12 protein-coding genes, 4 tRNA genes and 1 other RNA gene are annotated in these 15,132 nt (G+C 41.1%); 10 read left to right on the top strand and 7 right to left on the bottom strand.

The genetic code is table 11. From position 1 onward, the window contains the following. Window positions 1–65: 65 nt before the first annotated feature. On the top strand, window positions 66–1,406 hold the full coding sequence (gene hslU / locus WMO13_RS02205) for an ATP-dependent protease ATPase subunit HslU (protein WP_342386881.1): 1,341 nt from the start codon (window positions 66–68) through the stop codon (window positions 1,404–1,406). A 119-nt stretch (window positions 1,407–1,525) separates the two neighbouring features. Here the strand turns inward: hslU and WMO13_RS02200 are convergent, their stop codons facing one another. From WMO13_RS02200 to WMO13_RS02190, 3 genes are all read right to left on the bottom strand, one after another. After that, window positions 1,526–2,665 carry a hypothetical protein gene (locus WMO13_RS02200; RefSeq protein ID WP_026879691.1) on the bottom strand — a complete coding sequence of 380 codons (1,140 nt, stop codon included), beginning with the start codon at window positions 2,663–2,665 and terminating at the stop codon, window positions 1,526–1,528. A 146-nt stretch (window positions 2,666–2,811) separates the two neighbouring features. Further along, window positions 2,812–4,470 (bottom strand): hypothetical protein, encoded by a 1,659-nt coding sequence (locus tag WMO13_RS02195; RefSeq protein ID WP_026879690.1) that lies wholly within the window; start codon window positions 4,468–4,470, stop codon window positions 2,812–2,814. 149 nt (window positions 4,471–4,619) lie between these two features. Then, entirely contained in the window at window positions 4,620–4,979 is a 360-nt protein-coding gene (locus tag WMO13_RS02190; protein ID WP_026879689.1) for a YajD family HNH nuclease, read from the bottom strand. Between the two features lie 265 nt (window positions 4,980–5,244). Here WMO13_RS02190 and WMO13_RS02185 point away from each other — a divergent pair, with 265 nt between their 5' ends. The 6 genes from WMO13_RS02185 to WMO13_RS02160 all read left to right on the top strand — a co-directional run bounded on the left by WMO13_RS02185 (window position 5,245) and on the right by WMO13_RS02160 (window position 7,840). Next, window positions 5,245–6,489, top strand: coding sequence for a multifunctional CCA addition/repair protein (locus WMO13_RS02185; RefSeq protein ID WP_026879688.1), 1,245 nt, complete (start codon window positions 5,245–5,247; stop codon window positions 6,487–6,489). A 70-nt stretch (window positions 6,490–6,559) separates the two neighbouring features. Next, window positions 6,560–6,636, top strand: a tRNA-Pro gene (locus WMO13_RS02180). A gap of 37 nt (window positions 6,637–6,673) precedes the next feature. Then, a tRNA-Arg gene (locus WMO13_RS02175) sits at window positions 6,674–6,750 on the top strand. Window positions 6,751–6,815: 65 nt separating this feature from the next. After that, window positions 6,816–6,891 (top strand) — tRNA-His (locus WMO13_RS02170). Window positions 6,892–6,961: 70 nt separating this feature from the next. Then, window positions 6,962–7,038, top strand: a tRNA-Pro gene (locus WMO13_RS02165). 352 nt (window positions 7,039–7,390) lie between these two features. Next, window positions 7,391–7,840, top strand: coding sequence for a hypothetical protein (locus WMO13_RS02160; RefSeq protein ID WP_026879687.1), 450 nt, complete (start codon window positions 7,391–7,393; stop codon window positions 7,838–7,840). 108 nt (window positions 7,841–7,948) lie between these two features. Here WMO13_RS02160 and WMO13_RS02155 read toward each other — a convergent pair whose 3' ends face one another. After that, a complete protein-coding gene (locus WMO13_RS02155; protein ID WP_034856281.1) occupies window positions 7,949–9,364 on the bottom strand; it encodes an MFS transporter in 1,416 nt (471 codons plus the stop codon). Window positions 9,365–10,112: 748 nt separating this feature from the next. On the opposite strand from WMO13_RS02155, the gene rnpB reads away from it, so the two are divergent. The 3 genes from rnpB to WMO13_RS02140 all read left to right on the top strand — a co-directional run bounded on the left by rnpB (window position 10,113) and on the right by WMO13_RS02140 (window position 12,268). Continuing rightward, window positions 10,113–10,465, top strand: an RNA gene (gene rnpB / locus WMO13_RS02150) — RNase P RNA component class A. A 20-nt stretch (window positions 10,466–10,485) separates the two neighbouring features. Beyond that, window positions 10,486–11,346, top strand: a complete 861-nt coding sequence (gene prmC, locus WMO13_RS02145; protein ID WP_051396358.1) for a peptide chain release factor N(5)-glutamine methyltransferase — start codon at window positions 10,486–10,488, stop codon at window positions 11,344–11,346. Between the two features lie 115 nt (window positions 11,347–11,461). Then, the gene (locus tag WMO13_RS02140; protein ID WP_051396357.1) at window positions 11,462–12,268 is read left to right on the top strand and encodes an IclR family transcriptional regulator domain-containing protein; all 807 of its coding nucleotides are present in this window, start codon (window positions 11,462–11,464) and stop codon (window positions 12,266–12,268) included. 348 nt (window positions 12,269–12,616) lie between these two features. Here the strand turns inward: WMO13_RS02140 and htpX are convergent, their stop codons facing one another. The 3 genes from htpX to WMO13_RS02125 form a co-directional block, all read right to left on the bottom strand. Then, window positions 12,617–13,498: a protease HtpX gene (gene htpX, locus WMO13_RS02135; RefSeq protein WP_026879684.1), complete on the bottom strand. Its 882-nt coding sequence runs from the start codon at window positions 13,496–13,498 to the stop codon at window positions 12,617–12,619. Between the two features lie 493 nt (window positions 13,499–13,991). Next, window positions 13,992–14,363, bottom strand: a complete 372-nt coding sequence (gene rplS, locus WMO13_RS02130) for a 50S ribosomal protein L19 (RefSeq protein WP_026879683.1) — start codon at window positions 14,361–14,363, stop codon at window positions 13,992–13,994. An 89-nt stretch (window positions 14,364–14,452) separates the two neighbouring features. Then, the gene (locus tag WMO13_RS02125) at window positions 14,453–15,073 is read right to left on the bottom strand and encodes an L-threonylcarbamoyladenylate synthase (protein WP_026879682.1); all 621 of its coding nucleotides are present in this window, start codon (window positions 15,071–15,073) and stop codon (window positions 14,453–14,455) included. Between the last annotated feature and the right edge of the window lie 59 nt (window positions 15,074–15,132).

Genomic DNA, 15,132 nt, shown 5'->3' with positions numbered 1-15,132 from the left:
TACATATCTCTCTATATACGCATATAGAAAGATAAAAGAACAAATACATAGAAGGAATCTATTTTATGAGCTCAATGACCCCTAGAGAGATCGTACAAGAACTCGATCGTTATATTATTGGCCAAGATGAGGCGAAACGCTCTGTTGCGATTGCGCTACGTAATCGTTGGAGAAGACAGCAAGTCAACGAAGAGATCCGTAAAGAGATCACTCCGAAAAATATCCTCATGATTGGGCCTACCGGTGTGGGTAAAACCGAGATCGCGCGCCGCCTTGCGACCCTTGCAAATGCCCCTTTTATTAAGGTTGAAGCGACTAAATTCACAGAAGTGGGTTATGTGGGCCGTGAAGTGGACTCTATCATTCGTGATCTAGTGGAAGCGTCTGTCAAGAAAGTACGTGAACAGATGATCAAAGAAGCCTACCCCAAAGCGGAAGAAGCGGCGATTGAGCGTGTTTTAGATGCAATTTTACCACCGCCAAAAGGCATTGGCTTTGCCGATGAGCCAAATGCACCTAAGGCCGAGAGCAGTACTCGTCAAAAATTCCGCGAAAAAATTATTCGTGGCGAAATGGATGATAAAGAGATCGATATCGAAATCTCAAGCACCGGCATGGGGGGTGTGAATATTATGACGCCTCCCGGTATGGAAGAGATGGCAGATCAACTGCAATCACTCTTCCAACAGTCAGGTATGGAGAAGAAGAAATCGAAAAAGATGAAGATCAAAGATGCGCTTAAAGTGGTGCAAAATGAAGAAGCGGCGCGCTTGATTAATGATGAAGAGGCGAAACAGAAAGCGATTGAAGTGGCTGAAAATCAAGGGATTGTCTTTATTGATGAGATCGATAAAGTCTGCCGTAAAGGAGAGACTTCAGGGGCGGATGTCTCTCGTGAAGGGGTTCAGCGGGATCTCCTCCCACTGATTGAAGGTTGTACCGTTTCCACGAAATATGGCGCAATCAAGACTGATCATATTCTCTTTATTACATCAGGGGCTTTCCACTTAGCAAAACCATCTGATCTGATTCCAGAATTACAAGGTCGTCTACCTATTCGTGTTGAGCTTAAATCCCTCAATGCCGATGATTTCTTCCGTATTTTGACTGAGCCCTCTTCAGCACTAATCAAGCAATATCGTGCCCTACTCTCAACGGAAGGCGTTGAGCTTGAGTTTGAAGAAGACGCGCTTCGTAAGATTGCGCAAATGGCATTTGATGTGAATGAGAAAACCGAAAATATCGGTGCTCGCCGACTACATACTATTTTAGAGCGCTTATTAGAAGAGATCTCTTTCAACGCATCAGATCGGGAAGGTGAAAAATTCATCGTCACTGAAGAGTACGTGAAAAACGAGCTTGATGATTTAGTGGAAGATGAAGATTTAAGTCGCTTTATCCTCTAATAAATCGAGATCAGCATCAAAATAGCTAAAAGCCACAGATCATGATGAACTGTGGCTTTTGGTTTATTCTCTTTTTTATCGTATCCACTTATCTGTTGATTCGTTGATAGCGATAATATTTATACACCAAACTTCATATCATCGACGACAAATTGCCAATAGTGTTCAGTGCTTAAGACTAAGCGGGTGATATTACGATAATCTGCATCAAGCCAGAAAGGGCCTAAAGCCGAGAGCTTGAAGGAGTCTTCCGCGATCAGTTCACCACCGCGCCAAGCTTCTACTTTTAAAGTCTCCCCTTGTGCATTATTGAGCCAAGCAGCTGTAAAGTAAGCACCGTAAAAATCAAAGCCCTCATCCTTTTCGATAAAGACAGGATAACCTGAAGTATTGTAAGCAACATATTCACCGGAGACCGTCCCGTTACTATATCCTTCCCCCTCAAAGGCATAATGAATCACATTCAGATTACGCCATTTGAGCGAACCCACACCATTTGGCATCTTCTGCACATTACGATCTGTGATATTTTCAAAATCTACAGTTACAATCTGCTCTTTATGTGGAATCGTTGCACCATTAAGTCCTAAAATCACTTTACTCACTTTAATAGGCGCACTCTTAAGTTCAAATATTCGTTCATATACTTCTGTTTCCGAACGATATTCGACTTTCCAAGTACCAGGAGATCCTTCAAAAGAGTATTGCCCGCGGTCATTCACCTTAACTTTTATCTTTTCACTCATCGGTGAGATCGCTGTAATAGAGAGATCTTTACCTGTTGCCTGGCGCACAAAGCCATTCTCTTCTCGTAAAAATACACTCCCAGAGATCGTTAAAATCTGCGCAAGCCCGATCGGCTCTGGTACCTTATCACACACAATTCCAGGGCGAGTATTAGGCTTTTCCACATAAGTGATTTTTTGAAGTGCATTTTTAGTCGTAACAAACCAACCTTCCGGGACAATCACTTCAAAGGTATAAACACCCGGCGCACGCACTTCGACTTTCTTCGCCACTTCAGAATTAGGATCGACAATCGCATTATTAAAATTCACAAAACCATTCAAATTTGAGCGACGGACTACCCAAGAACCGTCTTCTCGGGTCATTCGTACAGCTATTTGAATCAAAGGCCGATCCCCTAGGTCATAAACGCCATTTCGATTCAAATCATGGAATGTATAATGGGAAACGTTAGCATAACCAGGAGCCATAGCAGGCCAGTTCTGGCGATCTTCATAATATTTAAAACTCATTTTTCTTCCTATATTGGTTGTACTAAAATTTTATTTTACCTATCATATTAACATTTAAAAACAACATTAATAATCAAAATCATTAATTAAATTTCATTAATTAAATTTCATTAAATAGAGATTAATTAAATAAAAAATAAAGAGTATCAAAGATGCTCACAATAATTATTCTTAATATATTCAATAATTGGCATTAATTCTTCACGTTGCTCATCTGTTAAATTCTCAATATCTGATTCAATTGCTTCTCGCAATCCAGGTAGCGGAATCTTAGGATTGACCTCAATAAAACCAGGAATATATTGATTATTTAACTGGAAATTTGACTCATATACCCAGGCCGCAAGTAATGCATGACAATCATATTTAGGATAATCTTTATAAGGACTGAGCTCTTGAAACTCCATCATCTCATCTACTAAGCGGCTAAAGGCATACATGACGCTATCTGTTCCATAAAATATAGCATCAGCAATTCCTGTAGTTGGCCAAACTCGACTATAAAAAACATTGTTTTTAATACCTGCAAAAAAATCAGGGGTAATTCTTTCCACCATTTTTATATCTGGTCGAATACGAATAACAACATCATATTTCCCATTGGCTAAAGCAAGATCAAATGATTGCTTAATTCCCCAAAACATCTTAATTTGATTCAATGTCCCACGATGCCGGGAAAATCCATCAGGATTAATAAGAGAATCAGTAAAGGCTTTCTCGCTCTCTACAATCATTTTTTTGGGCCTAAAAATCGCTTCAAAAAGTGCAGAATCAAAGGATTTCGTTAAAGGAGCCCGTAAAATAGTATTTACTTGAGGTAGAAAAGGTGTTAATCGTTCTAGATTAATTTGATATTTTTCTGGTAATACTTGTTGTGCATCACGACCAAATGTTCTCCATACACTAGGGGCTCCACCATATCCGGTCCAATAGGACATCTGATCCCAAGTATGAATGTAGACATCTGCATCTAATGGATCTATTAAATTCTCTTTAATACTCTCTAAACAGTCCTGGTGGTTACGATAACTCCCTGAGATACATATCGCAAACTTAAGTTTCTTAGAGTAACGAGATAATGTATTGTATTGTTTGATTCTATTTTTAAAAATTTCAAATAATATATCTCGTAACTCCCCACCGATATATGGTGTATCTACAATAGCGTGCTGTAAATAAGTCAAATGATTAAAATTACAATCAGGTAATCTAAAAAAACCATAAAAATTAAATTTCAAAACATAATCAAATAATAATAGATAACAGGTATTACGCCTAATTTGCTCTGTCTTATGCGAATTTTTAAAATAAGCAATAATATCAATCACTTGATTTCGATCAAAGATCATTTTCGATGATTCTAATAGCAATGCTATATAGAAACTCACAATCATATTGCCATAAAAACTATCTTCTTTTTGATCACCTATTAAATCTAATAAGGTCTGTTTTAAACGGCATATAATACCATCTGTTAAATCATGCAATGATAGGGTTTGTAGTTCACCAAGATGTTCATCATCTGTAAAGTTATAAATACGCTTAATATTGGGGGTCTCAATCATATACTCTTGAAATAAGGGACTCATATGATCAACATAGCGCGTGAAATAAAATACTATGTCTAAGCGACCAATATCACAACAGAAAACAAGAAAATCATTATACGCTTTCGCATTTTCAAAACGTTTTTCTGACATCTGTTTGATATAATTGTATAACGCAGCCGAAATACTTATAGGTTCATAATGTGCTTCTAAAGGATTTGAAGTAAAGCTTAAAAGTATTTTTTTAAAGGGTTGCATGATTTAAAACTCAATTATTAGTTACAAAATAAAATATTAAGACAAGTAAATTGACATTTACACCTCTATAGTACATTAATATTTACAATATAATCTAACTAAATAATAACCTCTTCTTCCCGCCCTCTTTAATAGTAGAAACCATACTGCTATTTCTTCAACATCTTCGCTAAATCAGCAAAAGGATTATGTGTTGCAACTGCTGTTTTCCCATCGGTATTCGCTGTTGCATTCGTGCGTGCTTCTTCTAACCGTTGGTGTTCATTGTCATGACAATAGAGACAAAGTAGTTCCCAATTACTGCCATCTGCAGGATTATTATCATGATTATGATCCCGATGATGGACTGTAAGTTCACGAACATTACGATGATCAAATTCTCGCTGACAGCGGCCGCAAATCCAAGGATACATTTTAAGCGCTTGCTCTCGGTAACCTTGCTCGCGAATGCGTCGGTTTTGATGGGTTTCCGCGATAATTTGATCTAAACGTGAAGATGATTGCGTCATAAAAAATCCTTTAATCGAAGGTCAATAAGTTTTAATCGATCATAATTTAATCGATTATCTCAGCATCACAGCCTATATTGGCTCACTTTCAATAACTCATCATAAAAAGATTCTCAACTTTAATCAATCTCGCATCATAAAAGGATATTCAATGCATCGTACAATACTCTATACAAAATGAGGTACAATAAGGGCTTATTAAAATACTGACTAAAAATTTATTAAAAAACTTATACAACATATTATGGCCCATCACATACAACAGATGAAACAAACCTATCTCGTCGGCGGTGCTGTCCGCGATAAACTGCTTGGACACCCCTATCATGAACGAGATTGGGTAGTCGTCGGCACGACACCGGCAGAGATGGAAGCGAAAGGCTTTATTTTAGTGGGTAAAGATTTCCCCGTTTTCCTCCATCCTGAGACTAAAGAGGAGTATGCCCTTGCCCGTGCAGAGCGTAAAGTAGCAAAAGGTTATCGCGGGTTTGAGATCTCTGCTGATCCCTCGATTACCCTTGAGGAAGATCTTCGCCGGCGGGATTTAACGATTAATGCGATTGCGGAAGATGAGAATGGCACGCTGTTTGATCCTTATGGTGGAGTTGCCGATCTTGAGCAACGTATTTTACGCCATGTAAGCGATGCTTTTATTGAAGATCCGGTGCGAGTATTGCGGTTAGCACGATTTTATGCCCGCTATGCACCTTATGGTTTTACCATTGCCGAAGAGACTAAGGCCCTTGTAGAAACCATGATCGCAAATGGTGAATTAGAAGCACTCACGCCTGAGCGCGTCTTTCAAGAGCTCAATAAAGCCTTGAGCGAGGCTGAACCGCAACAATTCTTCTATGCCTTGCAAGAAGTGGGTGCCTTAAAAATCCTCTTCCCGGAAGTCGATGCGCTTTTCGGCGTGCCACAAACCGCTAAATATCATCCTGAGATTGATTCAGGGATTCATACGATGATGGCCCTTGAAATTATTGCCAAGATGACCGAGGATCTGCCAACTCGTTTTGCGGTACTCTGCCACGATTTTGGGAAGGCGATTACCCCGCAATCAGAATGGCCAAGCCATAAAATGCACGAAATTCGTGGCGTTCCGCTTGTGGAAGAATTTTGCCGGCGCTTAAAAGTTCCCAATCATTATCGAGATATTGCTTTAAAAGTGACGGAACATCATCTTTTGATGCACCAAGCTTTTGAGCTTCGCCCGAAAACGCTGCTGAAGTTGCTTAAAAATCTCGATGCCATTCGTAAGCCTGATAATTTACGCCGCTTTGTCGATGCTTGTAAAGCCGATGCAAGAGGCCGACTTCATTTTACAGATCGCCCTTATCCGCAACGTGAATATCTATTAGCGATTCGAGAAGCAGTTGCACATATTGATGTGCAGTCTGTCATCAAAGATATTGATAAAAAAGCCATTCCTGAAGCAATTGAAAAAGCACAATTACAAGCGATTCAAAGTTATATTCGAGAATACCGAGAAAATACGCTTAAAGATTAAACAAAAATTTGACGGTTTAGCTTTAATGCCCTATCATACAGTTCTTCTTGGAAAGCAAGAATAAAATTTTCGGGGCATAGCGCAGTCTGGTAGCGCATCTGGTTTGGGACCAGAGGGTCGGGGGTTCGAATCCCTCTGCCCCGACCAATTTTACAATTCCTATGCGGCCCTAAAGTGCTTTAAAGCGCTCGTAGCTCATCTGGATAGAGCATCGGCCTTCTAAGCCGAGGGTAGCAGGTTCGAGTCCTGCCGAGCGCGCCATTAAGCATTACATTGTAATCGGGCGCACAATTCTAAGAAGAAACCAAAGACAGTAAATCATTATGGTGGGCGTAGCTCAGTTGGTAGAGCCCCGGATTGTGATTCCGGTTGTCGCGGGTTCAAGTCCCGTCGTTCACCCCAATTTACTCTCTTCACTCTTATTGTAAGAATAGCAACTATTCATCACACAATTTGAGTCACATTTTAAGTGCGGGGCATAGCGCAGTCTGGTAGCGCATCTGGTTTGGGACCAGAGGGTCGGGGGTTCGAATCCCTCTGCCCCGACCATCTTAAAATTCTCTCTATAGAAAATCTCCTCTCTATACCCCCCTATAAAGCCTCATCTCAATAAACTTTCTCTACAATATTTAAGTCTTAGCATTAGTCTTAGATACGATGTTTGTCTATGCGCTCTCTATGTGCATTCTCAATATCCGCCATTTCAGCACCTATTGCCTCATTCTATTATCTCCCTCCTCCTTTTCTATTCCCTCTAAAAACGCACGAGGATTTGCCCTCATTCCCGCATTCAGATAAGATCTGACAATATTATTGTTCCCTTCGTGATGATTTTTTCTTGATGATTTTTTCTTGATGATTTTTCTTGATTATTGTCTTCTTACCCACTCAATGAGGTCTTATGAAACGTCTTCTACTTCTAACAGCTTTCGCCTTTGCACTCTCCGCTTGCGCCACGCATCTCCCCACACAACCGGCAGCGAATGCGCCTTACATTGAAGCGCTACAAGAGATTAAAGCCCTTTCACCTGGTCAATATCTCAAATTACCGAATGAATCGATCTATATCGGTGAGATTATCGAAGGTCAAGCGAATGGCTTCGGCAAAATTATTACGCCCGATGGCTCTATCTATCAAGGTGCCATTAAAAATGGACAACCCAATGGATTTGGCAAAAGCACAATGAGTAGCGGTGAAATCTATGAAGGGGAACACCGTAATGGTGTCTTTGATGGACGCGGACGACTCACCTTAAGCGATGGCTCCACATTTATCGGCACTTTCAAAAATCACAAAGTCGATCGTGGCGAGATGATCTTCCCTGACGGACAACGTGCAATCAAGCGATAACGATAGATTGATTGATTAATTGATCAGCAGCAGATCAATCATCAGAAAACAGACAAGCTATGCAGTAGCCGGCATCGAATTACGCCGGCTATTGATCAGTAATACCCACTACTTCACACTACGGCCTGCAAGAAAATCACCATCCTCTTTTTTCAATTTGGCAAAGATATAAGTCGCAATCAAAGTCAAAACCCCCATTGTAATAAAGGTCAGTTGGAAAGCTTTTTCGGTATTTTCAGTCGGAAACCAATGCTGCGCAATATAGAAGTTCAGGAACAGCGCTGCAAAGGCAACCCCCAAAGTGAGCGCTAGTTGCTGGTTCACCACCATTAAACTATTACCACTGCTCATCTGTTCTTTCCCTAAATCCCCCACCGTTAAGGTATTCATTGCCGTAAATTGCGTTGAGTTACAGAGCCCTAAAATATAGAGCTGAATCACAAGCGCCCACATCGGCATATCACGCCCGAAAATCCCAATGGTAATGATAAAAAGACTAATCAATACCGTATTCCAAATGAGAATCCGGCGATAACCTAAGACGTATAGAATCTTCGTCACAAGCGGTTTCACCGTCAATCCACCCACCGCAATCGGCACTAAAAGCCAACCCGCATCACTTGGCGAATATCCTAAAGCCACTTGGAAAAAGAGCGGCAATAGAAATGGCATTGCGCTAATCCCCAAACGCGCGACAAGGTTTCCATTTAAGCCAATTCGGAATGTCCGCACATCTAGTAGCGTTAATGAGAAGAGCGGTTTATCTTTATGTTTTGCATAGAACCAATACCAAACAAGAAAGAAGAAGCCACCGAGAATCATCGGTATGGCTAACCACTTAATCTCTCCTCGAATAGAGTATTCAAGCCCAAAGGTAATGAGGAATATCGCCAATGCGAAGATAATGTATCCTCGAAGATCAAAATGAAATGGTGCGCCTCTGAAATCAGGCATAAAGAATGCCGCTAGAATCAAGACAATCAACCCAATCGGTAGATTAATCAAGAAGATCCAATGCCAACTCGCATATTGCACCAGATAGCCTCCTAATAGAGGCCCTAGAATCGGTCCGATCAATGCCGGCGTAATTGCATAATTAATCACGCGCAGATAATCTTTACGATCATAAGCTTTCATCAAAGCAAGACGCGCAACTGGCGTCAACATCGCGCCACCAACTCCTTGCAAAATCCGAGAGAGCGTTAATTGCGTTAAGCTCATCGAAAGCGCAGCCAATAATGATCCTAGCGTAAAAAAGATCACTGCGAGTAAAAAGGTGTATCGTGTTCCAATCTTATCGGCAACAACTCCACTAATCGGTGCGCAGATGGCTAATACTAAAGTATAACTGATGAGAATCGACTGAATCTTTAATTCTGGCTCATTTAGACTCAATGCAATACTCGGCAATGCTGTATTAAGAATTGTGGTATCGAGCATCTGCATAAAAATCGCTATCGCCAAAATCACCGGCAGCAATCGCTTCGACCGATTCTCCTTCTCTGAGAGTATTTCTGTACTCATTATTATCTCTCCCTTCCCTATTCTTATCTTATATTCTCTATTTCATTCTACCTTATAATCATAGGCTGATTGGTCAAGAAGATACAGAGATATAAACTTTTTAAATCAATGCAACCTCTATTACTTTCCGATTCAAATAAGAGCTGACACAAGGCGGGATAGAATGATCACGCCACAGATCAAGAGAGCGCCCGCAAGTGAGCGATTTTCTAATCTCTCAACACTCACAATTGTTTAAACTACCGACATAGAATGAATTTAACATCCTCAGCAATAGGAATTGCTCAAACTGCCGGCGCGAGATTGTTAGAAGAACGGGGATCATTCCCTCCGGCGATGCGATTCATTATCTTAGTCATTATAAATAGAAGCAGTCACAAGGCGGGATAGAACGATCCCGCAACCAGATCAAGAGCGCGCCCGCAGGTGAGCGATTTTATAATCCCTCAACACTCACAATTGTTTAAACTACCAACACAGGATAGATTTAACACCCTCAACAATAAGAATTGCTCAAACTGTCGGCATAAGATGAATTTAACATCTTCAGCAACAGGAATTGCTCAAACTGCCGGCACGAGATTGTTAGAAGAACGAGATCATTCTCCCCGGCGATGAATCAGTTTTATTGCTTTCAACAACTTCTTCCTCTAATACTTTTCAATAACAGAATCTCCTTAAAGTCATTTATTCACAAATAAGATTTAAACATTGCGTTAAGGCGCAAAATTAGGCACAATGTGCGACTTGAGTTAGCCAGATAATCGCTCGTCTCATTAGAGGCTAGAGGAAAGTCCGGGCTCCTCGGATCAAGGTGCTAGATAACGTCTAGAGGGCGTGAGCTCATGGAAAGTGCTGAAGAAATTAAACCGCCTAAAGATCGTTAGATCTCGGCAAGGGTGAGAAGGTGCGGTAAGAGCGCACCGTACGAGAGGTGACTCTTCGTAGCTGAGGTAAACCCCACCTGGAGCAAGACCAAATAGGAGTACATTAGACGTGATCCGCGTTGTACTCGGGTAGGTCGCTTGAGACTAGGAGCAATCCTAGTCCTAGATGAATGATTATCCACGACAGAACCCGGCTTATCGGCTAACTCATCCCCTTTCTTATCAAAGCGTACTATGATGATTACGATTGCAGAAGCACTCACTCTCGGAACAGAGAAACTTCAACATCTCCCCAATCCTCCATTTGAAACCGCCCTTCTTCTCGCTTTCTCACTGAAAGTGAATCGAAGCTACCTCATTGCCTTCCCAGAAAAAGAGATCACGCTAGAAACCTATCAACAATATCTCAATATGCTTGAACAGCGGGCTAATGGTGAGCCTTTTGCCTATATTACCGGTGAACGAGAATTTTATGGCTTATCTTTTCAAGTGAATCAAGAGACATTAATTCCAAGAGATGATACCGAGATTATTGTCGATCAAGCGCTCTCACTGATGCCGCAAGCAACACAAACTGATTATCGCTTACTCGATTTAGGGACCGGTAGTGGCGCTATTGCCTTAGCGCTCAAAAAATGCCGGCCAGATATTGCTGTCACAGCAGTGGATTATTATGAAACAACGCTCAAGATCGCAAAAATAAATGGTGAGCGAAATCAGTTAGAGATTAACTGGTTTCAGAGCGATTGGTTTTCCGCATTACCGCAGCATCACTTTGATATGATCGTCTCTAACCCCCCCTATATTGATCCGCTCGATCAACATCTTGATGGGGACGGCGTCAAGTTTGAACCTAAGCGGGCACTTATCGCACATGAGCGAGGATTAGCAGATCTCTATCATCTCATTGATACCGCACCAAACTACTTCCGCAAAGGCGGATACCTGCTTCTTGAGCATGGATATGATCAGCGAAAAGCATTGCAACTGAGAATGCAAGAACGTGGCTATACCGAGATTCGAACGGTGAAAGATTATGGTGATCAAGATCGAGTGACGATCGGTTTCTTTCCAATGATTACCGTAGAACAATAGCGATTATTACAAAAATCCCTTATTATAGAGCGCACTAACAGATGTTTGTAGCCTCATTATATATAGATCTCTACAAACAGAACCCTATTAGATTGACCAGCAATAGAGAGATTCTATGTACCAAGCCATTATTGATGAAATGAATCCCATTCTTAAACAACACGCAGAGGATTCCGATTTTATCACTGCATTTGCAAGGGGCATGATGATCTTTCAAATTCTCTCTATCAGTCAACGTCCGATGACGATCTCTGATATTGCAAAAGTCACAAACTTCCCGCGCGCAACCGTCCGCCGAGGACTCTACACGTTACTACAGCTCGGCTATGTGATACAGGAAGATCGCTATTATGAGCTCTCCTCTAAAATTCTCACCCTTGCTCATAGCTACTTAGCATCACAGAGCCTACCCAATATCGCTCAACCGATCTTAGAAAACATGGCTCGAGAAGCGAATGCACCAGCATCAATGGCGATTTTAGTACACAATGAGATTATCTATATCGCCCGCGCTTCTGTGAATAATGGTCGTATTATCGCAGATACCTTGACGATTGGTAGCCACCTTCCTGCTTATTGCTCTTCTATGGGACGGGTACTCCTTGCCGCAGAGCCTGTCGAGAAGCAACTTGAGATCCTTAATAGATCACAGCTTCGCCCTTATACCGAACATACGATCTATGAGATTGAAGCACTTCTTAAAAAACTTGATGAAGTGAAAACACAAGGTTATGCACTGATTAATCAAGAACTTGAAATTGGCCTTTACTCTATTGCCGTACCCGTATTTGATAAAAGCGGCCATATAGTTGCCGCACTCAATATCAATATTCACTCACTCCAACAACAAGCCGATGAAGTGATTGCTAATAATCTCCCTATTCTCCAACGTGCAGCAAGCCTCTTAACAAGTTTTATTTAAGATTCAGCACGATTTAAACTCCCATCGATCATAGTAATATCGGTTTAAAAGAAGCTTATTCAAATGCCGGCGCATCAGCTGATCAAGGCAAGGAAGCTCTTCTATCCGGCATCTTGCAAGTGTTGTTCAGCACAGTTTTATCTTCTTTTAAAACCCCATAATAGCTACTTAAAAGCCATTTTTCTTAAATCAAATTTACTATATTTTCTCATTTTCATAATTTTCTCGTTCCCATAGAAAAAGCCTCAAGAAATCTATTTCCTTGAGGCTTTGATTGGTTTGGATAAGCTTTAATAAACCTTGATCACTTCCATCATCGTCATACTCAGAGATGATGAAAAGCCCTAACTAACCACGCTGATCTGCTGCTAATAGCGCTTCAATACGCTTCTCTAATGGTGGATGCGTACTAAAGAGGTTACGAATTGACCCCGTAAAACCAAACGCCGCAAACTCTCCTGGTAGATCTTGATTCATCTCAGGGCGACGACGTAGTGCATCTAAGGCATTGGCCATTTGCTGATTAGATGTGAGTTTTGCACCGCCGGCATCCGCTCTAAATTCCCGATGACGACTGAACCAACTTGCGATAATTTGCGCTAAGAAGCCAAAGACCACCTGTAATACTAAGGTGGTAATAAAGTAGACACCTGAACTCGTTGCATTGCCCTCTGAATTACCGCGAGAAGCGACGACTTCGGCAATAATTCGCGAGAAGAATACGACAAAGGTATTGAGAACGCCTTGCAATAGCGCCATAGTCACCATATCACCATTTGCCACGTGTGCCATCTCATGTCCAACGACTGCTTCGATCTCATCTTTATTCATAACACTCATCAAGCCAGTACTAATCGCCACAAGTGAATTATTTTTACTAGCACCCGTTGCGAAAGCATTCGGCTCAGGAGAGTCAAAAATACCGATTTCTGGAGTATTAATGCCAAGCATCTCCGCTTGACGCTTCACAGTATTCACATACCAAGCTTCAAATTCGCTTTGAGGGGATTCGATAATATGAACCCCCATTGTCCGCTTCACTAAACTCTTTGACATCAAGAGCGAGATCATAGAACCGGCAAAACCGACAACAGCACAAGCTAGTAACATAGGCCCATAACCTCGACCGCCCGAGATAGCTGTATCTAACCCCGTAATTTTAAGGATAATCGTAATGACAGCGATGACGGCAATATTCATACCCGCCCATAATAAAATTCGTTTAAACATAGCACTCCTTTAATTTTGCAAGAAGGGAATCATTCTAAAACTCCTTTAGAAAGTTTTATCAAATCATACCAATATTTCTAGATATATGGGGATTTTTCCGCAAAATACCAGCAACTCATTGATTACATTTTATATTACAAATTCAGGTTAACTCAGTGCGGGATAGGACAACCGAGCCACCAGACAAATCGAGCGCCCGCAGGTTAGCAATCTCTCAACTGCTCAAATGGGTATCCACCGGTATCAAGAAATGCAAAACCTGACAGTACACGATTGCTGAAAGAACCCGATTTTTTCAAGATACATCATCTGTATTCTCAGCGCTAAAAGCGCTACAACTGCCGGAGCTCGATTGCAAAAAGAACGGGATCATTCTCCCCGGCGATGCGATGAATACTCTTATGAATTCTAAATAAATAAGTAAAAAATTAAGACAGAAAAAAACCTTGATGATAAATCACCAAGGCTCTTCTCGAAAGAATAATTGAGTAAATTATGCAGTCGCTGCAGTTTTGCGCGCTGGTAATTTCTCTTTGATTCTTGCTGCACGACCTGAAAGCTCGCGAAGATAGTAGAGTTTCGAACGACGAACGCTACCACGACGTTTAACGCTGATGCTTGCGATCAATGGGCTGTAAGTTTGGAAAGTACGTTCCATGCCTACACCATGAGAAATACGTCTAACGATGAATGAAGAGCCTAATCCACGGCTCTTAATTGCGATTACAACGCCTTCAAATGCCTGAATACGCTCGCGATCACCCTCTTTAACCCGAACATTTACGATGATAGTATCGCCAGGGTTGAAAGCAGGAAGCTCTTTGCCTTGCATTGCTTCTTGCTCTAATTGTTTAATAATATTCATTTGTAAAACCTTCTAATGTAATAACCATCTTACCCAGATTTATTCTAAGCAAAGCATTATACACCAATAATTAGATATTGGTACCACTTTTATTCAAATAAAGTCGTAGAACCTTGCCCTTGACGTAATACTTCTGGAGCACCATTGCTCAAATCTACTACGGTTGTCGGCTCCATGCTACAAGCGCCTCCATCAATAATCCCATCGACATGTTGGCCGATAATCTCATCGATCATTGAAGCATTATTGAGCTCATATGCTTCATAACCAGGCACTTTTAGCGTCGTTGAGAGGATAGGAGCCTTGAGCGCCGCTAAAACAGCTTGGATTATAACATGATTTGGTACACGAAGTCCTACTGTATTTCTTTTAGGCATTAAAAGTTTTTTCGGAACTTCTCTTGTCCCTTTCAAAATCAAGGTATAAGGCCCCGGCAATATCGCTTTTAATAGACGATATTGCGGATTATCCACTAATGCATAATGCGATAATGAAGAGAGATCTTGACACATTAAGGAGAAATAGTGTGATTTACTACTCTCTTGGCGAATTTTCAAAATTCGATCCATTCCTTTTTGATTCCCAATCATACAACCAATAGCGTAACTTGAATCAGTGGGATAGACCAATATCCCTTCATTTTGCAAAATATCAACCGCTTGCTCAATCAATCTTGCTTGAGGTGTCTCTGGATGGATATGTAATAACATCGATTCCTCCTTATTATTCTAAATGAACTTCAGTATAGCTCAATTTTCGATAAAGCCTC

This window comes from Ignatzschineria larvae DSM 13226, assembly GCF_038500265.1.
GTDB classification, from domain to species: Bacteria; Pseudomonadota; Gammaproteobacteria; order Cardiobacteriales; family Wohlfahrtiimonadaceae; genus Ignatzschineria; species Ignatzschineria larvae.
Note: the sequence above shows the minus strand (reverse complement) of the source record. Positions and strands in the feature narration are given on the sequence as shown.

Excerpts from the sequence above, each read along its gene's own strand:
- hslU (WP_342386881.1), top strand. The coding sequence starts at position 66 with ATGAGCTCAATGACCCCTAGAGAGATCGTACAAGAACTCGATCGTTAT.
- WMO13_RS02200 (WP_026879691.1), bottom strand. The coding sequence starts at position 2,665 with ATGAGTTTTAAATATTATGAAGATCGCCAGAACTGGCCTGCTATGGCT.
- WMO13_RS02195 (WP_026879690.1), bottom strand. The coding sequence starts at position 4,470 with ATGCAACCCTTTAAAAAAATACTTTTAAGCTTTACTTCAAATCCTTTA.
- WMO13_RS02190 (WP_026879689.1), bottom strand. The coding sequence starts at position 4,979 with ATGACGCAATCATCTTCACGTTTAGATCAAATTATCGCGGAAACCCAT.
- WMO13_RS02185 (WP_026879688.1), top strand. The coding sequence starts at position 5,245 with ATGAAACAAACCTATCTCGTCGGCGGTGCTGTCCGCGATAAACTGCTT.
- WMO13_RS02160 (WP_026879687.1), top strand. The coding sequence starts at position 7,391 with ATGAAACGTCTTCTACTTCTAACAGCTTTCGCCTTTGCACTCTCCGCT.
- WMO13_RS02155 (WP_034856281.1), bottom strand. The coding sequence starts at position 9,364 with ATGAGTACAGAAATACTCTCAGAGAAGGAGAATCGGTCGAAGCGATTG.
- prmC (WP_051396358.1), top strand. The coding sequence starts at position 10,486 with ATGATGATTACGATTGCAGAAGCACTCACTCTCGGAACAGAGAAACTT.
- WMO13_RS02140 (WP_051396357.1), top strand. The coding sequence starts at position 11,462 with ATGTACCAAGCCATTATTGATGAAATGAATCCCATTCTTAAACAACAC.
- htpX (WP_026879684.1), bottom strand. The coding sequence starts at position 13,498 with ATGTTTAAACGAATTTTATTATGGGCGGGTATGAATATTGCCGTCATC.
- rplS (WP_026879683.1), bottom strand. The coding sequence starts at position 14,363 with ATGAATATTATTAAACAATTAGAGCAAGAAGCAATGCAAGGCAAAGAG.
- WMO13_RS02125 (WP_026879682.1), bottom strand. The coding sequence starts at position 15,073 with ATGTTATTACATATCCATCCAGAGACACCTCAAGCAAGATTGATTGAG.